Here is a 23,491-nt window from a genome sequence, read left to right as displayed (position 1 = left end):
CCATGATCAAGAGCGCGCATGAAGCGCGCGACCTCAATTGATTCGGCCTTGCCGCCTCACTTCGACCCCGTGCCCGTCCGGGTGCGCCGGAGCGAAGCGAGGGCAGCAGGCTGGTCGCCGTTCCGGCAGCGTCTCAAGGCAACCGTCGACCTTTCCTGCAAAGGGCCGCCATGCGCATATTGATGGTCACCGACGCCTGGCGCCCGCAGGTCAACGGCGTCGTCCACACGCTGGAGCGGCTCACCGAAACGCTGAAATCCTTCGATGTCGCGGTCGATTTCCTGACGCCCAACATCTTTCGCACACTGCCCTTGCCGACCTATCCGGACATAAGGCTGGCGCTGACCACGCCCGGCCATGTCGCGCGCCTGATCGAGGCCGGCAAGGCCGACCATATCCATATCGTCACCGAGGGTCCGCTCGGCATCATGGCGCGGCGCTATTGCCGCAATGCCGGCCGGCCGTTCACCACCAGCTATCACACGCGCCTTCCCGAGTATCTCAGCGCCCGCCTGCCGGTGCCGGAAAGCTGGGCCTATCGCTGGCTGCGCGATTTCCACAATTCCGGCCAGGGCACGCTGGTCGCCACCCAGTCGCTCGCCGACGACCTTTCGGCGCGCGGCTTCACCAAGCTGCGGCCCTGGACGCGCGGCGTCGACACCGACCATTTCCGGCCGGACAAGAAGAAGGATCTCGGCTTCCCCGGGCCGGTCTTCCTCTGCGTCGGCCGCGTCGCCATCGAAAAGAACCTGAGCGCCTTCCTCGACCTCGACCTGCCCGGCAGCAAGGTGGTCGTCGGCGAGGGTCCCGAGCTTGCCAGGCTGAAGGTGAAATACCCACAGGCGCATTTCCTAGGCCACCGCCCTAATGACGAACTGGCCGAGATCTATGCCTCGGCCGACGTCTTCGTCTTCCCGAGCCGCACCGACACTTTCGGCAACGTCATCATCGAGGCGCTGGCCAGCGGCACGCCGGTCGCCGCCTATCCGGTGACAGGGCCGATCGACATCGTCGGCGACGGCTTTGGCGGCGCTGTTTCCAATGATCTGCGCGAGGCCTCGCTCGCCGCCCTCAACGTCGACCGCGCGCAGGCGCGCGAACGCGCCATGCGCTACAGCTGGAAAGCCTGCGCCGAAATGTTCCTCGACACGGTCGAGGAGGCACTGGGAACGACGCGGAAGCTGGCGGCCTAAAATAACCTGCCGCCGTCCGGCACCTTGCGCTCGATGGCGCCGAGCACCACGGCACCCTCCTCGTCGGGAAAGCCGAGCGTCAGCACTTCCGACATGAACGGCCCGATCTGGCGCGGCGGGAAATTGACCACCGCGAACACCTGCCGGCCGATCAGCGTCTCCGGTGCATAGTATTTGGTGATCTGCGCCGACGATTTCTTGATGCCGATGTCGGCGCCGAAATCGATCTTCAGCTTGAATGCCGGCTTGCGCGCCTCCGGAAACGGTTCGGCTTCGACGATCGTGCCGGCGCGGATGTCGACACGATCGAAATCGGCAAAACTGATCTCGGGCTTAAGCGCGCTGCTCGAACTCATCTTCCGTCTTACCGTGGTTCAGGCGTTGCCGTAGGTCTCGAACAGCACGCCGGCCAATGCGTCCTTGGCCGAGGTTCCCGACCAGACGACGAACTGGAAGGCCTGGAAATAGCATTCGCAGGCTTCCAGCGCTGACGACAGCAACACTTCGACCTGCTGGCTCGACGGTTCGACGCCACCGGCCAAAAGCAGCGACTGGCGGAACATGATCGCGCCCTCCTGCTCCCAGAGGTCGAAATGGCCAAACAGCATCTGTTCGTTGATGAGCGACAGCAGCCGCATCACTTCCAGCGCGCGGGTCTCCGGCACCTTGATGTCGAAGGCACAGGCCAGGTGCAGCGCTTCGAAATCCTCCATCCACGAGAAGGAGACGTGATAGTCGGTCCAGCTTCCGGCAACCGAGATCGAAATCTCGTCGTCGCCGGCCCGCTCAAAGGACCAGTCGTTGTTGTGGGCCACCTGCTCGATAACATCCACCGGATGGATTTCGCGGGAGAATTCGAGTTCGAGAAGTTCCATGGAATGCTTCCTGTCGTTCTGTACGAGCGCCGCCACACGCTCCGCGGGAGGGCACACACAACGAACAATCTTGTCTAGAACTCGGACGGCCAGGACTTTCTTCGCGCAAAGACCCCAGACCGGACCCACCGCCCGGCTGCATGACCCTGCTCCGAATCATGCAACAAATTCAGTCTATTGATCGGGAGTCGCGTGAACAGCCCAATTTTTCGCACTGCGTCATTCGCATGTGGAAAGCCGCTGTCACAAAGATTCATGCAATGCCGTTAAGCGATTCACGGCAAAGCGCTTTTCAGGATCGGGCTATGTGGAAAAGTTTAACGATTATTTTTTTGCGCGGGGCTTGGCCGCCGCCGCTGGTGCGGCGTCACCGGCCAGTTCGGCAAGCTTCGCCTCGAGCGCCTCGATGCGGGCGGCAAGGCGGGTGTTTTCTTCCCTGGCCTTGGCGGCCATCTCGCGCGCGGCTTCGAACTCTTCGCGCTGCACCACGTCCATGGTGTTGAGAATGCGCTCGGCCTGGCCCTTGAAGGCGGTCTCGACCTCACGACGCACGCCCTGCGCGGCCCCGGCGGCGTCGGTCATCAGCTTGGCGAATTCATCGAGAATGCGGTTCGGTCCGGTCGACATGGCAAATCCTCGCTTGCTTGAATTGACGTAGTGGCGCTGCGCGCGGAATGCAAGAACGTTGAAGCCTGCTGCGGCATCAAGTCGGATCTGCCCTTGCTCAAATCACTGGCAAGTTCGATCAATAACTATTATTATCTGGGGTGTTTTTTGGGAACATCATCATGGCCATTAGCGCCGACTTGGGCACCCGTCTCGAAGATATCGTAAACCAGCTCGTCAGCACCGGTCGCTACAATTCGAAGAGCGAAGTGCTGCGTGAGGGCGTCCGCCTCGTCGAAGAGCGGGAAAAGCGCCTTGCCACCCTCGACGCAGCCCTAGCAGAAGGCATTGCAGATGCCGACGCTGGCCGGGTGAAGCCCGGCGACGAGGTGCTGGACAGACTCGAAGCCAAATACAAGGCGATGGCAGAGAAGAACAGGTGAAGCGGCTGGTCTTCACCCGTCGGGCTGAAGCGGACCTTGCAGCCATTGGTGACCACATCGCGCTGCACAACCCATTTCGTGCGGTGACGTTCATTCAGGAATTGCGCCGCGATTGCATGGAACTGCGCCCCATGCCGGAGCGGTATCCACTCTTCGAGCGGCATCGATCCTCAGGCATTCGGCGGCGCGTCCATGGCAACTATCTGATTTCTATCGCATTGGCCCAGAAACCATAGAGATACTGCACATCCTGCACGGCGCGATGGACCTTGGACCGATCCTGTTCCCCGACGGTTGACGACGTCCACCTTGCCTTGACCCTGCCAAAAGCCTGCCGCATGGTCCGCGCCCAAACGCGTTCGCAATCGAGAGTTCCCCGTTGAACGAATATTTCCTGCTGCCGCTGGCCTCCTTGCCCTTCCCCAACATCAACCCGATCCTCATCCAGATCGGGCCGCTGGCGGTGCACTGGTACGGCGTCGGCTACATCGTCGGCATCCTGTTCGCCTGGTGGTACGCCAAGCGGCTCGCCGCCAATGCCAAGCTGTGGCCGAATGGCGTCCTGCCGATGAAGCCGGAAGACCTCGACGATTTCATCGTCTGGGCGGCCATCGGCGTCGTGCTCGGCGGCCGCGCCGGCTATGTGCTGTTCTACGATTTGGCGCGTTACATTGCCCACCCGCTCGACATCTTCGCGGTCTGGCAAGGCGGCATGTCGTTCCATGGCGGCTTGCTGGGCGTCATCCTCGCCATGACGCTGTTTTCCATCAAGCGCGGCATCCGCACATGGTCGCTGTTTGACGTCGTGGCCGCCGGCGTGCCGGTCGGCCTTGGCCTGGTGCGCGTCGCCAACTTCATCAATTCCGAGCTGTGGGGGCGGCCAACCGACGTGCCCTGGGCGTTCGAATTCCCCAATGGCGGGCCATTTGCCCGCCACCCGAGCCAGCTCTACGAGGCACTGCTCGAGGGCGTGATGCTGTTCCTCGTGCTGCGCATCCTCACCCATTCTCGCCTCAAGCTGAAGACGCCGCGCTTCGTCGGCGGCGCCTTCATCTGCGGCTATGGCCTGTCGCGCATCTTCGTCGAGTTCTTCCGCGAGCCCGACCAGCAGCTCGGCTATCTCCTCGGCACCAACTGGCTGACCATGGGCATGATCCTGTCGACGCCGATGGTGCTGGCCGGCATCTGGGCGATGCTGACCGCCAAGCCGGTGGCGCAGCCGCGGCCGGCATGACACGGCTGAAAACCCGCATCGTCGACCTGATCGAGGCGTTGGGGCCGATCCCGATCAACGAATACATGGCACTGTGCCTGTTCGACCCGCAGGACGGTTATTACACGACGCGCGAGCCCTTCGGCACGGCCGGCGACTTCATAACCGCGCCGGAGATCAGCCAGATGTTCGGCGAACTGGTCGCTGTGTGGATGTACCAGGCCTGGCTGGCGAGCGGCCGGCCGCTGCCGGCCACCATCGCCGAGATCGGCCCTGGCCGCGGCACGCTGATGAAGGACATGCTGCGCACCCTGTCGCGGCTTGATCCTGAACTGGCCAACGGCGCCGCCTTCGCCATGATCGAGACCAGCCCGCGTCTGGCCGAGGTGCAGAAACAGACGCTTGGCGTCACACCCTTCGTGATCGGCTGGCACGAGACCATCGAGACCTTGCCGCAACAGCCGCTGTTCATAGTCGGCAACGAACTGTTCGACGCCGTGCCCGTCCGCCAGTTCGTCCGCGCCGGCGCCGGCTGGCGCGAGCGCATGGTCGGCCTCGACGACACCAATGAGCTGCGCTTCTTCGCCGGTGCCGGTTCGGTCGATCCGACCCTGCTGCCCGCCGATGCCGCTGACGCACCGCAAGGCGCTATCGTCGAAGTGGCGCCGGCCCGCACGGCGCTGATGGCGACCATTGCCGAGCGCATATCCAAGCATGGCGGTGCCGGCCTGTTCCTCGACTATGGCCATCTCCAGCCGGGCGTCGGGGACACGCTGCAGGCCTTGCGCGGCCACAATCACGAAGATGTGCTGGCCAATCCCGGCGAGGCCGACCTCACCACCCATGTCGATTTCGGCGCTCTTGCCGCAGCCGTTCGCGCGCACGGCCTCGACGCCCATCTGTCGACGCAGGGCGATTTCCTGCTCGGCATGGGCATTCTCGAGCGCGCCGGCCGGCTCGGCGCCGATGCCTCCCAGGCGGCGCGCGACAAGATTGCCGAGGCCGTCGAGCGCCTCGCCGGCCCGCACGCCATGGGCGAACTGTTCAAGGTGCTTGCGGTGCTGCCGCGCGGCGTGGCCGCCCCACTCTCCGCAACAACGCCCTTCGCTGCGGATTGACTTTTCACCGCCGCCCCTCCCAATCTCCCGTCCGGCAAAAAAAGCGGCCGGACCGCCAGCCTCGCCTTCTTCTCGACGAAGCACCTTCTTCTTGACGAAACCGCTCACACGGACAACAACGCCCGCATGCTGAATCAGACCAAACCGGATCCCGTTCGGTCGCCGCTGCTGGACAAGGCGCAGGCACAAGGCATCCGCCACGGCTATTTCACCCGCATTGGCGGTGTCTCCAGCGGCATCTATCATGGCCTCAACATCGGCACCGGATCGGATGACGATCAGGCGCTGGTGGCCGAGAACCGCGGCCGCGTCGCAGCCTGGATGGGTGTACCGGCAACCCATCTCTTGACTGCCTGGCAGATCCATTCGCCCGATGTCGTCATTGCCCGGGAAGCCTTTGCCGGCGAACGCCCCAAGGCAGACGCCATCGTCACCGACCGGCCGGGCATCGCCATCGGCGCCTCGACCGCCGATTGCGGTCCGGTCCTGTTCGCCGACCCGCAGGCGCGCATCATCGGCGCCGCACACGCCGGCTGGAAAGGCGCCCTCACAGGCGTGCTCGAAAACACCATCCTCGCCATGCAAAGCCTCGGCGCCCGTCGCGAAAACATCGTCGCCGTGCTCGGCCCCTCGATCGGCCCTGATAACTATGAGGTCGGGCCGGAATTCGTTGCCCGCTTTGTCGAGGCCGACGCCGAAAACATCGGCTATTTCGCGCCTTCCGCCAACGCCGGCCATGCGATGTTCGACCTCAACCGCTACACGGTCGACCGTCTGGCCAAGGCCGGTGTAGCAGCCGACGGCCTCGGACGCTGCACCTATGCCGAGGAAGATCTGTTCTACTCCTACCGGCGCGCCACGCACCGCAAGGAGCCCGATTACGGCCGGCAGGTTTCGGCAATCGTTTTGGAGAGGGAATAATGGCGCTGCATTTTGAACGATCCGAATTCGACGCGCGGCGCGACCGGCTGATGATCGAGATGGCCGAGAAGAAGCTCGACGCCATCCTGCTGTTCGCGCAGGAGAGCATGTACTGGCTGACCGGCTACGACACGTTCGGCTTCTGCTTCTTCCAGTGCCTGGTGGTGAAGGCCGACGGTTCGATGGTGCTTCTGACCCGCTCGGCCGATCTGCGCCAGGCGCGCCAGACCTCGATCATCGACAACATCGTTCTGTGGACCGACCGCAACGGCGCCAATCCGGCGGTCGACCTGCGCAACCTGCTCAACGAGCTCGACCTGCTCGGCGCCCGTATCGGCGTCGAATACGACACCCATGGCCTGACCGCCTTCAACGGCCGCCGCTTGGATGAGCAATTGCAGACCTTTGGCCAGATCGCCGATGCATCCGGCATCGTCGGCCGGCTGCGCCTGTTCAAGAGCCCGGCCGAGATCGCCAAGGCCGAGAAAGCCGCCAATCTCTCCGACGACGCGCTCGACGCGGCCTTGCCGCTGATCAAGCAGGGCGGCGACGAAGCCCTGATCCTGGCCGCCATGCAGGGCGCGGTCTTCGCCGGCGGCGGCGACTATCCGGCCAACGAGTTCATCATCGGTTCCGGCGTCGACGCGCTGCTGTGCCGCTACAAGGCCGGCCGCCGCAAGCTCACCAAGAACGACCAGCTGACGCTTGAATGGGCCGGCGTCTTCAACCACTACCATGCACCGATGATGCGCACGGTGCTGACAGGCAAGGTCTCGAAGCGCCATCAGGAGCTGTTCGACGCCGCCCGCGCCGCTCTTCTGGCCGTCGAGAAGGCGATGGCGCCGGGCAACAGCTTCGGCGACGTGTTCGATGCCCACGCCCGCACCATGGAGGCGCACGGCCTGACCAAGCACCGGCTGAACGCCTGCGGCTACTCGGTCGGCGCCCGTTTCACGCCGTCCTGGATGGACATGCCGATGTTTTACCAGGGCAACCCAGAACCGATCGCGCCGAACATGACGCTGTTCGCCCACATGATCATCATGGATTCCGAAACCGAGACGGCGATGACGCTTGGCCGCACCTACCTGACCACCGAATCCCAGCCCAAGCCGCTGTCCCGCCATGATCTCGACTTGATCGTACAGTGAATCCATAATGAGAGGCGTTCTTCGCCAAGGAGTTAGAAGGCAAATGAGACGATCGCATGTGACGACCGTGTCATTGCTTGTGGCATTGGCTCTTGGCGCCTGCACCAACGCAAAGGACGTGCTCGAACCGTCGGCCATCACCCCGCCCGCGACGTCGGCCCAGACGCTGCCCGCCACGCAAGGCAACACGGCAGCAGCGGTTCCGGCGCCGGCGTCGCCTGCCACCACCGTGGCGGGCGCTCCCACAACCGCCACCACACCGGTCACACAAGCGCAAAGCGCCGCCGTCCTGGCGAAGACCCGTCTGCAGATCGCCCCGATCGTCGGCCCCTCGGTCGAGGCCGCGACACCGCTGACGGCGGAGCTGCAGACGCGCGCCCGGCAGCGCGGCATTACGCTCGCCGGCAGCGCCGACCAGACCCCGACGCATGTTCTCAAAGGCTATTTCTCGACGATGTCTGAAGGCACCGACACCACCGTCATCTATGTCTGGGACGTCTATGACCCGGCCGGCAACCGCCTGCACCGCATCAATGGCCAGCAGAAGGCGCCTTCGGTCAATTCCGGCGGCAGCGGCGGCGACAGCTGGAAGGCGGTCTCGCCGGCCACCATGCAGACGATCGCCGACCAGACCATCGACCAGTTCGCGGCCTGGCTTGGCGGCAAGGCGGGCTAGAGGCATCGGACCCAAAAGTGGAGACGGTTTTGGGAAAATCCGATGCCCAACGAGAAGAAGGAACAGCGGAAGCCCGCTGCTCCCTGTTGCCCACCGGCGATGGCGCGAGGCTTTACTTGAGATTAGCCGGCGGATTCCCGATCTCGGCGCTTGCAATACCGGCGCGGGCCGCTAAAAGCCCGGTTAAAGGGCGCAGGCGAGTCCGTCAGGTCCCGCCATCCTCCACCAGGAACCGTGCATGAAACTCTTCGCGGGCAATTCCAACAGGGTGCTGGCCGAAGCGGTCGCCCGGTACCTCAACGTCCCGCTGGGCAAGGCCAGTGTCAGGCGCTTCGCCGATCAGGAAATCTTCGTTGAAATCCAGGAGAACGTGCGCGGAGAGGATGTCTTCATCCTGCAGTCGACCTCGTTCCCGACCAACGATCATCTGATGGAACTGCTCATCATGATCGATGCCTTCATGCGCTCGTCGGCCAAGCGCATCACCGCGGTCATCCCCTATTTCGGCTACGCCAGGCAGGATCGCCGCGCCTCCGGCCGCACGCCGATCTCGGCCAAGCTGGTCGCCAACATGATCACCCGCGCCGGCGTCGACCGCGTCTTGACGCTCGACCTGCATGCCGGCCAGATCCAGGGCTTTTTCGACATCCCGACCGACAATCTGTTTTCCGTGCCGGTCATGGCCCGCGACGTGAAGGCAAAATACAAGCAGCTCGGCAACGTCGTGGTGGTATCGCCCGATATTGGCGGCGTGGTGCGGGCCCGCGCGCTGGCCAAGCGCTTCGACGCGCAGCTCGCCATCGTCGACAAGCGCCGTGAGCGTCCCGGTGAATCGGAAGTCATGAACATCATCGGCGCGGTCGCCGGCAAGGATTGCCTGCTGATCGACGACATCGTCGATTCCGGCGGCACGCTGTGCAATGCCGCCGATGCGCTGCTGGCCAACGGCGCCACCAGCGTCACCGCCTATATCACGCACGGCGTGCTGTCGGGCGGTGCGGTTGCCCGCATCAGTGGCTCGAAGCTGCAGGAACTGGTGATCACCGATTCCATCCAGCCGACGCAAGGCGTGCTCGACGCGCCCAACATCCGCGTCATCTCGATCGCCGACCTGATGGGCGAAGCCATCTCGCGCACGGCGACCGAGGAATCGGTGTCCAGTCTCTTCGACTAAGACCGATACCTGCCCCTACGGCGCGGGGCTTTCCAGCCGAACCGGACTGATCAGGCGACGCGCGCTTTCACCGCTTTCACGTGCGCCGCGCATATAGCCGCGCGGCGAGGCGCCCAGCATGCGCTTGAACATTGTGATGAAGGCCGGCGCGCTGTCATAGCCGAGATCGAGCGCCACCCTGGTGATCGGCTCGCCATCGGCGAGCCTGGGCAGGGCCGCGAACAGGCAGGCCTGCTGGCGCCATGTCGACAGAGACAGCCCGGTCTGGCGCTGGAAGGCGCGGGTGAAGGAGCGGCGGCTCATGCCGGCGGCATCGGCCCACTCGTCGATCGTTGCGTGCGGCGAAGGTGCGGCGACGAAGCGCCGGCACAGAGCCGACAGCCTGGGATCGGACGGGAACGGCAGCCCGAGCGGCCGTTCCGGCAGGGTCGGAATCTCATGCAGCAGGAGATTCATGATCAGCCCGCCGCGACCTTCCAGTTCGCTGCCCTGCGGCAGCTTTTCCGATTCCACGATCAGGCTGTGCATCAGGTCGGTGACGCCGACGACGCGCAAGCCTTCGGGCAGGCCGGGGATCGCCTGCGGCATGACATAGACGGAACGCATGGAGACATCGCCCAGCATCTCGACGGAATGCTCCGTGCCGGCTGGAATCCACATCGCATGGTCGGGCGGCACCATCCAGCGCCCGTAGCGTGTCGTCACCAGCACGACGCCGACCAGCGCATGCAGCAACTGGCTGCGGCTGTGGCGGTGCTGCGGCACACGGTAACCGTCGGGATATTCGGTCGGCAGCGCCACCGCCGGCCCGGCGACTTGCTCCAGCCACTGCCAGCGGCGCTCGTGCAACTGCTCGAGATCGGCACTACCGGCGTGAAAGACTTCTTTGCCGTGCGGCATCCTGTATGGCCCACTTGCGAAACTATTGGACCAAACCACGAAAGAAGTCACCCCGCAAGCAGCTTATAAGGCAACCGTCCCAAGGCGCTCCGTAGGGGCGTCCTTCAAGGCGCTCCACGGGAGCGTCCGTTAAGGCGGCCTTCAGCAGTGCCGCGAGTTTGCGCTGCGGGCCTGCCCGCCAAAAAGACCACGGAGCCTACCTTGACCGATACGACAGCCGCCAGCGTCGCCCCACCGGCGAGCGCCAGTCACGCTTCAGCCCAGGCGACGGCCTTCACCGTCATCCTGGCGGTGAGCTTCTGCCACTGCATCAACGACATCATGCAGTCGCTGCTATCGGCCATCTATCCCTTGCTGAAAGAGAATTACGGCCTCGATTTCTGGCAGATCGGCCTCCTGACCTTCACCTTCCAGGTGACCGCATCGCTGCTGCAGCCGATGATCGGCATGATCACCGACAAGCGGCCGATGCCCTATTCGCTGCCCTACGGCATGGCATCGTCGCTGATCGGCCTGGTCGTGCTCGCCTATGCCGGGCACTATTCGCTGCTTCTGATCGGCGCCTCGCTGATCGGCATCGGCTCGGCGATCTTCCATCCGGAATCCTCGCGCATCGCCCGCTTCGCCTCCGGCGGCCGCTTCGGCCTGGCGCAGTCGCTATTCCAGGTCGGCGGCAATTTCGGCCAGTCCATGGGGCCGCTGCTGGCTGCCTTCATCGTCGTGCCCTTCGGCCAGACCAGCATTTCGTGGTTCGCCGTCGGCTCGCTGATCGGCATCATCGTTTTGTGGCAGGTCGGCGGCTGGTACAGCCGACTGCGCGCCGCACAGGGCAACCGCAAGACGGCAAGCTTCGTCTCGCCCTTCCCGCGCCGCAAGGTCATGTGGGCATTGGCGGTGCTGACCTTGCTGGTGCTGACCAAGAACGCCTACATCGCCAGCCTCGCCAGCTACTACACGTTCTATTCCATGCATAAGTTCGGGGTTTCGGTGCAGATGTCGCAGGTCATGCTGTTCCTGTTCCTCGGCGCCTCGGCGCTGGGCATCCTGCTCGGCGGCCCGTTCGGCGACCGCTATGGACAGAAGGCCATGATCTGGTTCTCCATCGTCGGCGTGCTGCCCTTCACGCTGGCCCTGCCCTACGCCAACTTGGAATGGACGATGGTGCTGACGGTGCTGATCGGGCTGATCCTGTCATCGGCCTTCTCCAACATCGTCGTTTTCGCCCAGGAACTGGTGCCGGGACGTGTCGGCATGATCGCCGGGATCTTCTTCGGCTTCGCCTTCGGCGTGGGCGGCATCGCGGCTGCCGTGCTCGGCGTGGTCGCCGATATGAAGGGCATCGATTATGTCTTCCAGATCTGCTCGTATCTGCCGCTGCTTGGGCTGCTGACCGTGTTCCTGCCGAACATGAAAGAAGCCAGGAAGGCACAGGCGGCGACCAGCTAAAAATCAGCTTATCTTCTGGAATTGACCGAGGTCGCGGCATTTGCTGCGCCCTCTTTGATTCTTTCACCATACGCCGGGTGAAAAGCCGTTAGGAGATCAATGAAGGCTCCGCGCCAGGAAGGCAATCGCCATGTCCAGACTGAAAGGCAAGGCCGCATTGATTACCGGCGGCATCGGCACGGGCGCGGCATCCGCGCCAATGTGATCAGCCCCGGCCCGATCGACACGCCACTCAACGACAAGCTAGGGCTGGACCCCGAAGCGGCGAAGGCGCGCGCGAAAGCCGTCGTCGGCCTGGTACCTGCCGGCCGTTTCGGAACCGCCGAGGAAATTGCCAATGCGGTGGTGTTTCTTGCCTCCGACGAATCCCGTTCATGGTCGGTGCGGAAATGCTGATCGACGGCGGCTTAAGCATCGCCTGACAGCAGAAAGGCACCGCCTGACGGCGGCTTGTCAGCCGCGCGCTGTAGACTGTAGGTTTGGTTACTCAATGTCTCTGGAGAATGATATGCGCAAGATCGTGTTGGCCGTGTTGGGTGTGCTTCTTGTTACCTTGCCGGCTACGGCACGCATCGTTGCTTTTCCACCGGGTTTCAAGACGCGGTCCGTCGAAACCAATGGCACCAAACTCTATGTGCGCGTAGGCGGAAAGGGTCCCGCCGTCGTGCTGCTGCACGGCTTTGCCGATACCGGAGACATGTGGGGCGCGGCAGCGGCCGCACTTGCGAAGGATCATACCGTCGTCGTGCCGGATCTGCGCGGCATGGGTCTGTCCGCTCACCCGGAAGCGGGCTACACCAAGAAGAACCAGGCCGTCGACATCGCCGGGGTGATGGACGCGCTTAAGATCGACAAGGCTGACCTGGTCACGCACGACATTGGCAACATGGTCGGCTATGCGCTTGCCGCGCAATATCCCAAGCGCATCACCAACTGGGTCATCATCGATGCGCCGCTGCCCGGAATCGGCGACTGGGAAAAGATCAAGCAAAGCCCGCTGCTTTGGCACTTCAACTTCCGCGGCCCGGACATGGAGCGGCTGGTCGCGGGTCGCGAGCGCATCTATCTCGACCGCTTCTACAACGAGCTGTCGGCCAACCCCAAGAAGATCGACGAGGCAACGCGCGGTCACTACGCCAAACTTTATGCCCGCCCGCATGCGATGCATGACGCTTTCGAGCAGTTCAAGGCCTTTGACCAGGACGCGATCGACAACCAAGCGATGCTCGCCGCCGGCGGTAAACTGACCATGCCGGTGCTGGCAGTTGGCGGGGAAAAATCCGCCGGCACCACGCAGGCCGATATCCTGCGGCTTGTTGCCACCGACGTCACGGGCGGCATCGTGCCCGACTCCGGTCACTGGATCATGGAGGAAAACCCCGACGCCACCGTCAAGCTGATCACTGGTTTTCTCGCCAAATAGGCACTGTCCCGCGGACATTTCGATGAAAGCACAAAGGCACCCGCCTGACGGCGGGTGCCTTTGTCTATCTAACTGGACGATTCTAGGCCTTGAAGAACGCCAGCAGGTCGGCATTGATGACATCGGCATGGGTCGTGGCCATGCCGTGCGGGAAGCCCTTGTAGACCTTGAGCTCGCCCTTCTTGAGCAGCTTGATCGTCAACAGCGCCGAGTCGGCTATTGGGACGATCTGGTCGTCGTCACCATGCATCACCAGCACAGGCACGTCGATCGCCTTCAAATCCTCGGTGAAGTCGGTTTCCGAGAAGGCCTTGATGCAGTCGTAGTGCGCCTTGGTGCCGCCCATCATGCCCTGGCGCCACCAATTGTCGATGACCCCTTGAGAGACCTGCGCACCGGGTCGGTTGAAACCGTAGAACGGACCGGCCGGAATGTCGCGAAAGAACTGGGGGCGGCTGGCTGCCTGGGCGGAGCGGAAGCCGTCGAAAACCTCGATCGGCAGACCGCCGGGATTGGCCGCGGTCTTGAGCATGATTGGCGGCACCGCGCCGATCAGCACCGCCTTGGCGACACGGCCACCCGAGCCATATTGAGCGACATAGCGCGCCACCTCACCGCCACCGGTCGAATGACCGACATGGATGGCGTCCTTGAGATCCAGATAAGTGACCAGTTCCGTGACATCGGCGGCGTAGGTGTTCATCTCGTTGCCGACATCCGTCTGGGTCGAGCGGCCGTGACCGCGGCGATCATGGGCAATGACACGGTAGCCTTGTGACAGGAAGAACAGCATCTGGGCGTCCCAGTCGTCGCTGCTCAATGGCCAGCCATGATGGAAGACGATCGGCTGGCCGGTCCCCCAGTCCTTGTAGTAGATTTGCGTCCCGTCCTTGGTGGTGATCGTGCCGCTGCCGGAGCTGGGCTTGGTGTGCGAGGTCATCTCAATCTCCGTTCTGTTGTTCTCGCGATAAACAATATCGCGACAACAAAACAGATAGCGCAGCCCAGAACTCCTGTCTATAGAGATGTGTATCGCGATATCATTTTTCGTGGTATCGAATTAATGGTCGTGTCGGCAAGAAGGAATTCGCCGTGCCTCTCCCGTTGGACAATCAGCTCTGTTTCACGCTCTACGCCACCAGCATGGCGATCAACCGCACCTACAAGCCGATGCTGGATGAGATGGGGATCACATACCCGCAGTACCTCGTGCTCAACGCGCTGGCAGAGGCGGACGGCATGTCGGTCGGCACGGTCGCCCACCGGCTCGCCCTGGAATCGAGCACCGTCACGCCGCTGGTAAAGCGAATGGAGCAGGCCGGACTCGTGACCCGCCAGCGCAGCCAGGTCGACGAGCGCCAGGTGCAGGTCGATCTGACCGCGGCCGGGCGCGCGCTGCTGGTCCAGTGCAACTGCCTCAACGAAACCTTGATCGAGCGCTCAGGGATGACGATGGGCGAGCTCGACGCGCTGAACCGGCAGATCCAGGCACTGCGCAACGCGTTGAGCGGTGGCCGGTAGCCAGCCCGCCTCGTTAACGGCCGGCGGCGATCAACAGGTGCTGGAAACGAGCGCGGCGATCCGGTGAAAGACAGTTCAAACTTCAGCTTTTGACGCCCGCACCGTCATCATGCGGACTTAAGCACGGCAAATGGGCGTTTGCGCATGGCCCGCTTTGCCTGGAAACTGACGGCGGGGGCGGGACGGCCGACATGAAAGCCCTGGACCTTGTCTATGTCGAACTCGCGCATGAGGGCCATCTGTTCGTCGGTTTCCACCCCTTCGACCAGGATTTTGTGGCCGCGATTTCGAACCAGCGTAATAATGTCCTGGAGCATTGCCTTGCCGTTCTGGGCGCTGCAGTCATGCAGAAACGAGCGGTCGATCTTCACCGTATCGAAATCGATCAGACGAAGCCACGAAAGGCCCGCGAAGCCCGTCCCGAAGTCATCAAGCCATATCTTGATCCCGAGCAGCTTCAGGTCGCTGATGCAGCGAAGAATGTCCGAATGCATCTCCATCTCCAGCCCTTCGGTGATTTCGAAGGCCAGCCGGCTGCCGGCGACGCCGGTCTCGCCCAGAATGGTCGCGACAGACGTTGCGAAACCGGGTGTCTTGAGCTGGATCGGAGAGACGTTGACACTGACGACACGGACGTGGTCGTCCGCGAGGAGCTCGGCGCACACCGTCCTTATTGCCCAGCGCCCGAGTTCCAGGATAGCGCCCGTTCGTTCGGCGACGGGAATGAACAGGCTCGGCGGAACCGATGTGCCGTCCAGCATTTTGAGGCGCATCAGAGCCTCTACGGCTTCGACCCGGTCCGTTTTGACATCCTGGATAGGTTGATAAACGAGTGAAACGAGGTTCTGGCCGATTGCGATCTTCAGCAAAGCCGCAATGTTCTCGCTCTCGTCGCTGCTCTGGGGATCGGTTGGGTCGAACAGCCGGGCACAGTTTCGGCCGCCGGCTTTTGCGAGATAGAGTGCGCGATCAGCCTCGTGGATGATCTTCTCCAGCTTGGCCCCGGTCTGCGTCCTGGTGAATGCAGCGCCAACGCTCACCGTCACGATCGAGACGCCGTCGCGCCGCAGCTCGTGGGTGAGCGCCAGGTTCTCCACCGTGCTGCAAATGGCTTCCGCGATCTCCAGGATCTGCTCTTTGTTCTCCACGCGAGCCAGGATAATGAACTCTTCACCGCCGTAGCGGCCGATGGAGCCATTGTACCGCCTGATCATTTCGCTAAGGGCATTGGCGACATGGATAAGGCAGCGGTCGCCTTCCTGATGGCCGTAGCAGTCATTGAACTTCTTGAAGAAGTCCACGTCGATGAGGATCGCCCCAAAACTGGTGCCAACCTTTTGCCAGTCATTCCAGTAGTCCCGCAGCTTCTCGTCGATCGCCCGCCGGTTCTCCAGACCCGTAAGCGGATCGGTCCGCGACAATCTCAGCAGGGCCTTACCGCGTTCGGTCGCCTCATTGTGTTGGATTTTGGCTTCCAGGGCGTTCAGGAAGACGTTGTAGCGCTCCTCATTCAGTTTCCAGTTCACATACGAGGTGAATGTGAAACAAGAAATGTAAAACGTGCCCATTGCAATCTGATAGGAACCGGTCGCTGGAAACAAATACAGAGCGACGAAGAAGGCCATCAGGACTATGCCCGACGACACAATCGAAAGAAGAAACTGGAACCGGAAGAATAGGTTGGCACCCATCATGAAGATCGCGCCAAAAATCATGAAATAGGAGAAATTCTGGGCATATCCGGTCATGATTGCCGGAACCAGCCAACCTACATAGCCCGAGACCAGGGCCCCCGCGCAGGCAAACTCAACTGACTCCGTCCTGAAATTCATGCGAGACTGTATTTCGACGACGGCAAGCGCCGTCACGCTGACCGCGAAGCGGGCGGCGATCGTGTAAGCGGCAACGTCCGGAATCAGCAGTATGTCGATGATGGAGAACTGCAGATAGACCGCGACCGCGAGCCAAAGCCCCTGCCGGGCAGCCTTTCTGCGGGCATGCTCACCTTCCTGTCGGTAGAGCTGGCGCACTTCCGACCAGGTCTCTTCCCTTTGCTGAGGGACATCGTCCTCAACCACATCGGCCAACGTGTGGGTCATGTACCGATCCTAGTTTCGCCCGGCCAAACAGGAATTCACCGCCCTGCCTTCAATCGATGGCCCGATTTCCGCATCGCAGCCGCGCCAAGGCTCCCAAGATCAGCACCATAATGCATCGCGCTTACGGAATGTTTCGCACGATACATACAACTTTCCTAAATTAAGATTGATGACCGCTGCCCGATTGTCCTCCTGAAGTCACGGTCTAATGACGGACTGTGAGCTTCGACAAGCAACATCTTCGTCGACCCACCGCTAAACAAGCACCGAAGCCTGAATCCCAAGGGGATCACACTTTCCGGACTTTGCCGTAAACGATGTTTCGGTTTGATCCATGGAAGACTTCAGCTTCGACATGATTCATGTCGACCGCGCCTTTGATGATGTCCCACATATCGTCAGCCGAACGCAGGATCAGCGGCCAATCCATGAAGGTTTCCATGTAACCGTCCGTCGTGATCTCGTCGCTGAAATTGGCAAAAAGGAATTCGCCACCGGGCTTGACCATTTCCATGGCGCGTTGAAACAGGCGGATGCCAATGGCCGCCGGCAGGTAATCATAGAGACCCGACGCATAGACGAGATCAAACGTGCCAAGTTTGTAGGCGCGGCGAAGAATGCCACGCACGGAGCCATCCACCGCCTCGACTGCGGTACCGGCCAGATCGCGGTTGACGATGGCTACGCTGATCGGGTCCTGGTCCAATCCAATCCAGCGCTTTAATTTTCCCCCGGCGAGCGCCTCGGAGAGTTCCGCTTCGCGAAGATGGCCGCAGGCAATCGCAAGCACTTCGGCATTCTCGACCCGAAGGGCCGTTTCGTCCACCGTTCTGGCGAGAATGTCGCGACGCTCGCGTCCAGCCGCGGAACTCGCTGCCTCGCTGGTGTAGGCGTAAATCTCACGGCCAAGCGGGGTCGAAGAAGCCACCTCCTGGTCTGCGCTGGGGTGCTTGTAGTAAATGTCCAGCAGGCTCGCGTCGCCCGAATACCCTCGCGGCTTTTCGAACGACCAGCGCGTGAACGGATCCTGCATCAGATACTCTGCAACGCGATGCTGCTGGGCCAACGGAATGAGTTGCTGCCAGATAGCGGGAGCGGAATGCCTGCGAAGCTCGTGGAGCCGGCCCGCTAAACGGTCGACTACCAATCCAGCCGGCCCCTCCCTACTGAACGCCTGGTAAGCAAGATCAAGCACAAGTGCGAGTTCCGCGGATCGCTCTTTCAGTTCGCCCGCATCGACAATATCGGGCGACGTCCCGCGATGCCTCTTGACCAGTTTCGACGTTATCAGGCTATGCTCGTCGAGCTTCGCGTCCATGTTTCGCGCCATACAGCATCCCCTTGGTCACCGGCACCGACTAATAGACACTTAAATGATACTAAATATTTTAATTAAGGTTTAACCAATGGGCTAGATTCGGCATTCGCCCGGAAATGACATGAGGCCGGAATTTCAGGCGCACTTCTGCCGATTGCCTTTGGCTTGCGCCTCCGGCCGCCTTCCGCTATAGAGCCGCCACCCGCGTAGACACCCTTGGAGGCAACGCGGCGGAAGGCCGCCTCACCCGGCGGCTTTCGACGTTTACGGTCCAGGCACTCTGCCAACCGTGAGCGCTCCAGAACAAACCGAAAGGAAATGCCATGAGCCACGACACTTACGAGCTCAAGGCCGAAGCACGCGAACAGGTCGGTAAGGGGTCCGCCCGTGCAGTTCGCCGCAACGGTAAAGTGCCTGCAGTAATCTATGGTGACAAGCAGCCTCCCCTGGCTATCGCGCTCACCTACAAGGACATCTACTACAAGATCCATGGCGGCGGGTTCCTGACCACGATCGCCACGATCGATGTCGACGGCAAGAAGATCCAGGTCCTGCCGAAGGACTTTCAGCTCGACCCGGTCAAGGATTTCCCTGTCCATGTCGACTTCCTGCGCATCGGCAAGGATACCCAGGTCAATGTCGACGTGCCTGTCCACTTCATCAACGAGGACAAGTCGCCCGGCATCAAGCGCGGCGGCGTGCTCAACATCGTGCGTCACGAAGTCGAGTTCCACTGCCCGGCCAATGCGATCCCGGAATTCATCACCGTCGATCTCACCGGCGCCAACATTGGCGACTCGATCCACATCTCGGCGGTCAAGCTGCCAGCTGGTGTGAAGCCTGTGATCTCCGACCGCGACTTCACCGTCGCGACCATTGCCGGTTCGTCGGCGATGAAGCCGGAGGCGGAAGAGACGACTGAAGTGGCTGCACCTGAAGCGGCTCCCGCCGCCGAAGAGAAGTAACTCTTTCACGCCCGGAGCAGGCGATGCTGCTGTTTGCAGGTCTCGGCAATCCGGGCGCGAAATATGCCAACAACCGCCACAATGTCGGTTTCATGGCGGCGGACGCAATCGCCCGCCGCCATTCCTTTTCGCCCTGGTCGAAGAAGTTCCAGGGCCTGATTTCTGAAGGCACGCTCGGCGGCGAAAAGATCGTCCTGATCAAGCCGCAGACCTTCATGAACCTGTCCGGCCAGTCGGTCGGCGAAGCGCTGCGCTTCTACAAGCTCGAGCTTTCCGCACTCACTGTCTTCTATGACGAGATCGACCTTGCCGAAGGCAAGCTGCGCATCAAGACCGGCGGCGGCGCCGGCGGCCATAACGGCATCCGCTCGATCGACGGCCATGTCGGCAACGCCTATCGCCGCGTGCGCATCGGCGTCGGCCATCCCGGCGTCAAGGAAATGGTCCAGCACCATGTGCTCGGCGATTTCGACAAGGCCGACCGCGAATGGCTCGAACCGCTGCTCGCGGCAATCGCCGACAATGCCGCGATGATCGCCAAGGGCGACGAAACCGGCTTCATGAACAAGGCCAGCCTCGCCGTCCAGGGCAAGGGCGGCGCGGAACCGGAAAAGCCGGCGCCCAAGCAGCAGGCCCCCAAACAGCAGAGCCACATCCGACAGGCACGCCCGCAACAGGCCCCCGCCAAACTGCCTGAGACCGGCCCAATGGCCGCCATGCTGAAGAAGCTGTTCGGCGGCAAGGACTGAGCGGGATCGGCGCCACGGGGGCTTGACGTTGATCACCCCGATCGCCCATAGCCCTGATCAAATTTCTATTTTCCCGATAGGACCGGACAAAAATGGGTTTCAAATGCGGCATCGTTGGCTTGCCCAACGTCGGCAAATCGACGCTTTTCAACGCGTTGACCAGGACGGCGGCGGCGCAGGCCGCCAACTATCCGTTCTGCACCATCGAACCGAACACCGGCGAGGTCGCGGTGCCCGATCCGCGCCTGCAGAAGATCGCCGCCATCGGCAAGTCGAAGGAGATCATCCCGACCCGCATCTCCTTCGTCGACATTGCCGGCCTGGTGCGCGGCGCCTCGAAGGGCGAAGGGCTGGGCAACCAGTTCCTCGCCAACATCCGCGAGGTCGACGCCATCGTGCATGTGCTGCGCTGCTTCGAGGATGACGACATAACCCATGTCGAGGGCCGCATCGACCCCGTCGCCGACGCCGAGACGGTCGAGACCGAGCTGATGCTCGCCGACCTCGACAGCCTCGAGCGCCGCATCGTGCAATTCCGCAAGCGCGCCGGCAGCAAGGACAAGGAAGCGACAACCGTGCTGCCGATGATGGAGGCAGCGCTCGAGCTTCTGCAGGCAGGCAAGCCGACCCGCATCCTGCTCAAAGGCATTTCGGCGGAAGACCTGCGCATTCTGCAGGGCCTGAACCTTCTGACCTCGCACCCCGTGCTCTATGTCTGCAACGTCGCGGAGGCCGACGCCGCCACCGGCAACGAACACACCAGGGCCGTCGAGAAGATGGCCGCCGCGCAAGGCGCCGGCACCGTCGTCATCTCGGCCGCGATCGAGGCCGAAGTCGCCCAACTCTCGGACGAGGAGGAGATGGAGTTCCTGTCTTCGCTCGGCCTCGACGAGCCCGGCCTGAACAAGGTCATCCGCGCCGGTTACGAGCTGTTGCAGCTTATCACCTATTTTACCGTCGGGCCGAAGGAGACGCGGGCCTGGACCATCCACAAGGGCGACAAGGCACCGCAGGCGGCGGGTGTCATCCACACCGATTTCGAGCGCGGCTTCATCCGCGCCCAGACCATCGCCTACAATGATTTCATCACGCTTGGCGGCGAAGTGGCGGCCAAGGAAGCCGGTAAGGCGCGCGACGAAGGCAAGGAATATGTCGTCCAGGACGGCGACATCCTGCTGTTCAAGTTCAACACCTGACGCCTCGATCGGCCGGGTGTCCAAAACATCCCGGCGGGCTGTCCACGAAGGTTTTATCGACGAGGTTTTCCGAGCTCCCGGTGCTCATACGCCGGGCAGCCGCTTGTCTTGATTTTGTCACGTCACAGGTTTAAGCGGCAGGCACACGGTCGGCGCTGGCGCCGAGAACCGTGCAATCCGAAACAGCGCGTCAATCCGAACGCACCCTTTGGCCCCAGCAAGGGAGACCGGCGATGATCAAGGCCTTCGTCGTGGACAATGATCGCCTGCGCGCCGTCGACGATCTCTTGCAAGACAATGTCGTCTGGGCCGACCTGCTCAACCCGACCAAGGAAGAGGAAGCGGCGATCGAGACCTGGCTCGGCGTTGCCATTCCGACGCGCGAGGAGATGGAGGAGATCGAGATTTCGAGCCGCCTCTATGTCGAGGACGGCGCCTATTTCATGACCGCCACGCTGCCCGCCCAGACGGAAATCGACGATCCGCTGATGTCGCCTGTCACCTTCGTGCTCGCCGGCACCAGGCTGATCACCGTGCGCTATCACGAACCGAAGGCCTTCAAGACCTTTCCGCAGCGTGCCGAGAAGGTGGCGACCGGCTGCACCAGCGGCGACACCATCCTCATCGGCTTGCTGGAGGCGATCGTCGACCGCCTCGCCGATATTCTGGAACGCGCCGGCCGCGGCATCGAGGCGATCTCGCGCGACATCTTCGAGGCGCGGTCGACCAAGGTTTCCAAGCGCAATCGTGACTTCCAGGAACTCCTGAAAGCCATCGGCCGCAAGGAGGACATCGCCTCCTCGATCCGCGACAGCCTGATCTCGCTGCAGCGCCTGGCCGGCTTTTTCGCCCATGCCTCCACCCGCACCAAGATGAGCAAGGACACCAAGGCGCGTATCAAGACGCTGTCGCGCGACGTGCTGTCGCTCGCCGATCATGCCACCTTCCTGTCGCAGAAGATTTCCTTCCTGCTCGACGCCACGCTTGGCATGATCTCGATCGAGCAGAACGCCATCATCAAGATCTTCTCGGTCGCCGCCGTCATCTTCCTGCCGCCCACGCTGGTCGCCTCGATCTACGGCATGAACTTCGACGTCATCCCCGAGCTGAAATGGGAACTGGGCTACCCCTTCGCCATTGCCATGATGGTGCTGTCGGCGATCCTGCCGTTCTGGTATTTCCGCCGCCGCGGCTGGCTCTGACCCGCTTGTCAAAGGCCGTGCAGCCAGGGTCTGGCGTTATAGAAATCTCTTGACCAAATGGACCGCGGCCTGCATCCGGAAACCTGGATCCATAGGGATCGCGGGTTCGTGAGCCGGATTTCAGACCATGACTGCAAAACCAAAAACCTGGGCCTATGAGGATTTCGTCGAGGGCGCGTCGCTCGATCTTGGCTCGAAGCTGGTGAGCGCCGCCGAGATTGTCGAATTCGCCACAGAATTCGACCCGCAGCCGATGCACCTCGACGAGGAAGCCGGCAAGGCCAGCATTCTGCGCGGGCTGGCCGCCTCGGGCTGGCACACCTGCGCCATGTTCATGCGAATGCTGTGCGATGCGTTCCTGCTGGACTCCACCTGCCAGGGCGCACCCGGTGTCGACCACGTCAAATGGAAGAAGCCAGTCCTGGCCGGCGACCAGTTCACCGGCACCCTGGTGGTTGTTGCCAAGCGCCTGTCGAAATCGAAGCCGCAACTCGGCTTCGTGACAATGCGCGGCGAGATGTTCAACCAGCGCGGCGAAAGCGTCTTCGAGCTTGAGAATTCCGTCATGTTCCTCACGCGCGATGCCGCGGGGGGCCAAGCATGACACTGGACGAATTCTTCCGCATCGGCACCACCGTGACGCTCGGCTCGCACACATTCGAGCCCCAGGCGATCAAGGCTTTCGCCCGCAAATACGACCCGCAAATCTTCCATATCGACGAGGACGCAGCGAAGAAGAGCGTGCTCGGCGGGCTCTGCGCGTCCGGTTGGCACACGGCGGCGATCTGGATGAAGCTCAATCTCGAAAACCGCATGGATGCCGAGATTGCCGCGTGGAGCGGTCCCGGTCCGATGCCGGAATTCGGCCCCTCGCCCGGTTTCAAGAACCTGAAATGGCTGAAGCCGGTCCATGCCGGGCAAACCATCACCTTCACGCGCACCGCGCTGTCGCACCGCCCGATCGCCTCACGCCCCGGCTGGCGGCTGCTGGCGCTGCGATGCGAGGCGTTTGAGTCGACCGGCGACAAGGTGCTTGAGTTCGAGAGCGCGGTGCTGGTGAAGACGGAGTGAGCGCCCTTCCCTTCTCCCCCTGTGGGAAGGTGGATCGGCGCGTAGCGCCGAGACGGTTGAGGGGTGTTCCAGCGGAGTGAGGCGTTGGTGTCTTCTGGAACACCCCTCATCCGACCGGGCTCCGCTCGGCCACCTTCTCCCACAGGGGGCTAGCGTGCGCACACATTTGCTTCGTGCTGTGGTCAAGCGTGAAGAAGCGAGGCCGGAAAATGGCTTGATGCGGTTGAATCG

General features: G+C 62.3%; 26 protein-coding genes. 19 read left to right on the top strand and 7 right to left on the bottom strand.

All coding sequences use genetic code 11. The annotated features are described in order from the left end of the window. Positions 1-170 precede the first annotated feature (170 nt). A complete protein-coding gene (locus NKH03_RS28600) occupies positions 171-1,193 on the top strand; it encodes a glycosyltransferase family 4 protein (protein ID WP_352972159.1) in 1,023 nt (340 codons plus the stop codon). On the opposite strand, the gene NKH03_RS28595 is transcribed toward NKH03_RS28600, so the two are convergent. The 3 genes from NKH03_RS28595 to NKH03_RS28585 all read right to left on the bottom strand — a co-directional run bounded on the left by NKH03_RS28595 (position 1,190) and on the right by NKH03_RS28585 (position 2,695). Then, positions 1,190-1,549, bottom strand: a complete 360-nt coding sequence (locus NKH03_RS28595; RefSeq protein ID WP_352863908.1) for a tRNA-binding protein — start codon at positions 1,547-1,549, stop codon at positions 1,190-1,192. The two genes, NKH03_RS28600 and NKH03_RS28595, sit on opposite strands and share 4 nt — an antisense overlap. 18 nt (positions 1,550-1,567) lie before the next feature. Next, positions 1,568-2,068, bottom strand: coding sequence for a type III secretion system chaperone family protein (locus tag NKH03_RS28590; protein WP_013893499.1), 501 nt, complete (start codon positions 2,066-2,068; stop codon positions 1,568-1,570). Between the two features lie 324 nt (positions 2,069-2,392). After that, a complete protein-coding gene (locus NKH03_RS28585) occupies positions 2,393-2,695 on the bottom strand; it encodes an accessory factor UbiK family protein (RefSeq protein WP_109659791.1) in 303 nt (100 codons plus the stop codon). 161 nt (positions 2,696-2,856) lie between these two features. Between NKH03_RS28585 and NKH03_RS28580 the strand changes: the two genes are divergently transcribed. The 8 genes from NKH03_RS28580 to NKH03_RS28545 all read left to right on the top strand — a co-directional run bounded on the left by NKH03_RS28580 (position 2,857) and on the right by NKH03_RS28545 (position 9,370). Further along, the gene (locus tag NKH03_RS28580) at positions 2,857-3,117 is read left to right on the top strand and encodes a type II toxin-antitoxin system ParD family antitoxin (RefSeq protein WP_352863974.1); all 261 of its coding nucleotides are present in this window, start codon (positions 2,857-2,859) and stop codon (positions 3,115-3,117) included. Then, positions 3,114-3,353: a type II toxin-antitoxin system RelE/ParE family toxin gene (locus NKH03_RS28575; RefSeq protein ID WP_352972157.1), complete on the top strand. Its 240-nt coding sequence runs from the start codon at positions 3,114-3,116 to the stop codon at positions 3,351-3,353. Before NKH03_RS28580 ends, NKH03_RS28575 begins: the two co-directional genes overlap by 4 nt. A gap of 143 nt (positions 3,354-3,496) precedes the next feature. Next, positions 3,497-4,351, top strand: coding sequence for a prolipoprotein diacylglyceryl transferase (gene lgt / locus NKH03_RS28570; RefSeq protein WP_352972156.1), 855 nt, complete (start codon positions 3,497-3,499; stop codon positions 4,349-4,351). Beyond that, a complete protein-coding gene (locus NKH03_RS28565; RefSeq protein ID WP_352972154.1) occupies positions 4,348-5,448 on the top strand; it encodes a class I SAM-dependent methyltransferase in 1,101 nt (366 codons plus the stop codon). Before lgt ends, NKH03_RS28565 begins: the two co-directional genes overlap by 4 nt. Before the next feature lie 126 nt (positions 5,449-5,574). Then, positions 5,575-6,369, top strand: coding sequence for a peptidoglycan editing factor PgeF (gene pgeF, locus NKH03_RS28560; protein WP_352881135.1), 795 nt, complete (start codon positions 5,575-5,577; stop codon positions 6,367-6,369). Continuing rightward, positions 6,369-7,520 carry a M24 family metallopeptidase gene (locus NKH03_RS28555; protein WP_352863918.1) on the top strand — a complete coding sequence of 384 codons (1,152 nt, stop codon included), beginning with the start codon at positions 6,369-6,371 and terminating at the stop codon, positions 7,518-7,520. Before pgeF ends, NKH03_RS28555 begins: the two co-directional genes overlap by 1 nt. Before the next feature lie 43 nt (positions 7,521-7,563). Then, entirely contained in the window at positions 7,564-8,196 is a 633-nt protein-coding gene (locus NKH03_RS28550; RefSeq protein WP_352972152.1) for a hypothetical protein, read from the top strand. Positions 8,197-8,434: 238 nt separating this feature from the next. Next, positions 8,435-9,370, top strand: a complete 936-nt coding sequence (locus NKH03_RS28545; RefSeq protein ID WP_015316090.1) for a ribose-phosphate pyrophosphokinase — start codon at positions 8,435-8,437, stop codon at positions 9,368-9,370. 15 nt (positions 9,371-9,385) lie between these two features. Here the strand turns inward: NKH03_RS28545 and NKH03_RS28540 are convergent, their stop codons facing one another. Further along, the gene (locus NKH03_RS28540; protein WP_352972149.1) at positions 9,386-10,270 is read right to left on the bottom strand and encodes an AraC family transcriptional regulator; all 885 of its coding nucleotides are present in this window, start codon (positions 10,268-10,270) and stop codon (positions 9,386-9,388) included. Positions 10,271-10,471: 201 nt separating this feature from the next. Between NKH03_RS28540 and NKH03_RS28535 the strand changes: the two genes are divergently transcribed. The 3 genes from NKH03_RS28535 to NKH03_RS28525 all read left to right on the top strand — a co-directional run bounded on the left by NKH03_RS28535 (position 10,472) and on the right by NKH03_RS28525 (position 13,139). After that, positions 10,472-11,716: an MFS transporter gene (locus NKH03_RS28535; protein WP_352972147.1), complete on the top strand. Its 1,245-nt coding sequence runs from the start codon at positions 10,472-10,474 to the stop codon at positions 11,714-11,716. A 99-nt stretch (positions 11,717-11,815) separates the two neighbouring features. Then, entirely contained in the window at positions 11,816-12,112 is a 297-nt protein-coding gene (locus NKH03_RS28530; protein ID WP_352863926.1) for an SDR family oxidoreductase, read from the top strand. Positions 12,113-12,224: 112 nt separating this feature from the next. Continuing rightward, positions 12,225-13,139: an alpha/beta fold hydrolase gene (locus NKH03_RS28525; RefSeq protein ID WP_352863928.1), complete on the top strand. Its 915-nt coding sequence runs from the start codon at positions 12,225-12,227 to the stop codon at positions 13,137-13,139. An 82-nt stretch (positions 13,140-13,221) separates the two neighbouring features. On the opposite strand, the gene NKH03_RS28520 is transcribed toward NKH03_RS28525, so the two are convergent. Further along, the gene (locus tag NKH03_RS28520) at positions 13,222-14,079 is read right to left on the bottom strand and encodes an alpha/beta fold hydrolase (protein WP_352972146.1); all 858 of its coding nucleotides are present in this window, start codon (positions 14,077-14,079) and stop codon (positions 13,222-13,224) included. 152 nt (positions 14,080-14,231) lie between these two features. On the opposite strand from NKH03_RS28520, the gene NKH03_RS28515 reads away from it, so the two are divergent. Next, positions 14,232-14,660: a MarR family winged helix-turn-helix transcriptional regulator gene (locus NKH03_RS28515; RefSeq protein WP_352972145.1), complete on the top strand. Its 429-nt coding sequence runs from the start codon at positions 14,232-14,234 to the stop codon at positions 14,658-14,660. Positions 14,661-14,767: 107 nt separating this feature from the next. On the opposite strand, the gene NKH03_RS28510 is transcribed toward NKH03_RS28515, so the two are convergent. Both NKH03_RS28510 and NKH03_RS28505 read right to left on the bottom strand, forming a co-directional pair. Next, on the bottom strand, positions 14,768-16,759 hold the full coding sequence (locus NKH03_RS28510; RefSeq protein WP_352972144.1) for a putative bifunctional diguanylate cyclase/phosphodiesterase: 1,992 nt from the start codon (positions 16,757-16,759) through the stop codon (positions 14,768-14,770). Positions 16,760-17,048: 289 nt separating this feature from the next. Then, positions 17,049-18,089 carry a class I SAM-dependent methyltransferase gene (locus tag NKH03_RS28505; protein ID WP_502913567.1) on the bottom strand — a complete coding sequence of 347 codons (1,041 nt, stop codon included), beginning with the start codon at positions 18,087-18,089 and terminating at the stop codon, positions 17,049-17,051. A gap of 311 nt (positions 18,090-18,400) precedes the next feature. On the opposite strand from NKH03_RS28505, the gene NKH03_RS28500 reads away from it, so the two are divergent. The 6 genes from NKH03_RS28500 to NKH03_RS28475 all read left to right on the top strand — a co-directional run bounded on the left by NKH03_RS28500 (position 18,401) and on the right by NKH03_RS28475 (position 23,260). Then, complete coding sequence (locus tag NKH03_RS28500; RefSeq protein ID WP_352881139.1) at positions 18,401-19,042, top strand: 50S ribosomal protein L25/general stress protein Ctc; 642 nt, start codon at positions 18,401-18,403, stop codon at positions 19,040-19,042. A 23-nt stretch (positions 19,043-19,065) separates the two neighbouring features. Continuing rightward, positions 19,066-19,791 carry an aminoacyl-tRNA hydrolase gene (gene pth, locus NKH03_RS28495; protein ID WP_352972141.1) on the top strand — a complete coding sequence of 242 codons (726 nt, stop codon included), beginning with the start codon at positions 19,066-19,068 and terminating at the stop codon, positions 19,789-19,791. A 92-nt stretch (positions 19,792-19,883) separates the two neighbouring features. Next, entirely contained in the window at positions 19,884-20,987 is a 1,104-nt protein-coding gene (gene ychF, locus NKH03_RS28490) for a redox-regulated ATPase YchF (protein WP_352863942.1), read from the top strand. A gap of 233 nt (positions 20,988-21,220) precedes the next feature. Then, positions 21,221-22,189: a magnesium/cobalt transporter CorA gene (corA, locus tag NKH03_RS28485; protein ID WP_352972139.1), complete on the top strand. Its 969-nt coding sequence runs from the start codon at positions 21,221-21,223 to the stop codon at positions 22,187-22,189. Positions 22,190-22,316: 127 nt separating this feature from the next. Continuing rightward, positions 22,317-22,793 carry a MaoC family dehydratase gene (locus tag NKH03_RS28480; RefSeq protein WP_352972138.1) on the top strand — a complete coding sequence of 159 codons (477 nt, stop codon included), beginning with the start codon at positions 22,317-22,319 and terminating at the stop codon, positions 22,791-22,793. Continuing rightward, entirely contained in the window at positions 22,790-23,260 is a 471-nt protein-coding gene (locus NKH03_RS28475; protein ID WP_352972137.1) for a MaoC family dehydratase, read from the top strand. The genes NKH03_RS28480 and NKH03_RS28475 overlap by 4 nt, the downstream gene beginning before the upstream one ends. The last annotated feature ends 231 nt before the right edge of the window (positions 23,261-23,491 follow it).

This window comes from Mesorhizobium sp. M1406, assembly GCF_040317555.1.
GTDB lineage: Bacteria > Pseudomonadota > Alphaproteobacteria > Rhizobiales > Rhizobiaceae > Mesorhizobium.
Note: the sequence above shows the minus strand (reverse complement) of the source record. Positions and strands in the feature narration are given on the sequence as shown.

Bases quoted from the DNA above. Each gene is read 5' to 3' on its own strand.
- NKH03_RS28600 (WP_352972159.1), top strand. From the start codon at position 171: ATGCGCATATTGATGGTCACCGACGCCTGGCGCCCGCAGGTCAACGGC.
- NKH03_RS28595 (WP_352863908.1), bottom strand. From the start codon at position 1,549: ATGAGTTCGAGCAGCGCGCTTAAGCCCGAGATCAGTTTTGCCGATTTC.
- NKH03_RS28590 (WP_013893499.1), bottom strand. From the start codon at position 2,068: ATGGAACTTCTCGAACTCGAATTCTCCCGCGAAATCCATCCGGTGGAT.
- NKH03_RS28585 (WP_109659791.1), bottom strand. From the start codon at position 2,695: ATGTCGACCGGACCGAACCGCATTCTCGATGAATTCGCCAAGCTGATG.
- NKH03_RS28580 (WP_352863974.1), top strand. From the start codon at position 2,857: ATGGCCATTAGCGCCGACTTGGGCACCCGTCTCGAAGATATCGTAAAC.
- NKH03_RS28565 (WP_352972154.1), top strand. From the start codon at position 4,348: ATGACACGGCTGAAAACCCGCATCGTCGACCTGATCGAGGCGTTGGGG.
- pgeF (WP_352881135.1), top strand. From the start codon at position 5,575: ATGCTGAATCAGACCAAACCGGATCCCGTTCGGTCGCCGCTGCTGGAC.
- NKH03_RS28555 (WP_352863918.1), top strand. From the start codon at position 6,369: ATGGCGCTGCATTTTGAACGATCCGAATTCGACGCGCGGCGCGACCGG.
- NKH03_RS28550 (WP_352972152.1), top strand. From the start codon at position 7,564: ATGAGACGATCGCATGTGACGACCGTGTCATTGCTTGTGGCATTGGCT.
- NKH03_RS28545 (WP_015316090.1), top strand. From the start codon at position 8,435: ATGAAACTCTTCGCGGGCAATTCCAACAGGGTGCTGGCCGAAGCGGTC.
- NKH03_RS28540 (WP_352972149.1), bottom strand. From the start codon at position 10,270: ATGCCGCACGGCAAAGAAGTCTTTCACGCCGGTAGTGCCGATCTCGAG.
- NKH03_RS28530 (WP_352863926.1), top strand. From the start codon at position 11,816: ATGAAGGCTCCGCGCCAGGAAGGCAATCGCCATGTCCAGACTGAAAGG.
- NKH03_RS28525 (WP_352863928.1), top strand. From the start codon at position 12,225: ATGCGCAAGATCGTGTTGGCCGTGTTGGGTGTGCTTCTTGTTACCTTG.
- NKH03_RS28520 (WP_352972146.1), bottom strand. From the start codon at position 14,079: ATGACCTCGCACACCAAGCCCAGCTCCGGCAGCGGCACGATCACCACC.
- NKH03_RS28510 (WP_352972144.1), bottom strand. From the start codon at position 16,759: ATGACCCACACGTTGGCCGATGTGGTTGAGGACGATGTCCCTCAGCAA.
- NKH03_RS28505 (WP_502913567.1), bottom strand. From the start codon at position 18,089: ATGGCGCGAAACATGGACGCGAAGCTCGACGAGCATAGCCTGATAACG.
- NKH03_RS28500 (WP_352881139.1), top strand. From the start codon at position 18,401: ATGAGCCACGACACTTACGAGCTCAAGGCCGAAGCACGCGAACAGGTC.
- pth (WP_352972141.1), top strand. From the start codon at position 19,066: ATGCTGCTGTTTGCAGGTCTCGGCAATCCGGGCGCGAAATATGCCAAC.
- ychF (WP_352863942.1), top strand. From the start codon at position 19,884: ATGGGTTTCAAATGCGGCATCGTTGGCTTGCCCAACGTCGGCAAATCG.
- corA (WP_352972139.1), top strand. From the start codon at position 21,221: ATGATCAAGGCCTTCGTCGTGGACAATGATCGCCTGCGCGCCGTCGAC.
- NKH03_RS28480 (WP_352972138.1), top strand. From the start codon at position 22,317: ATGACTGCAAAACCAAAAACCTGGGCCTATGAGGATTTCGTCGAGGGC.
- NKH03_RS28475 (WP_352972137.1), top strand. From the start codon at position 22,790: ATGACACTGGACGAATTCTTCCGCATCGGCACCACCGTGACGCTCGGC.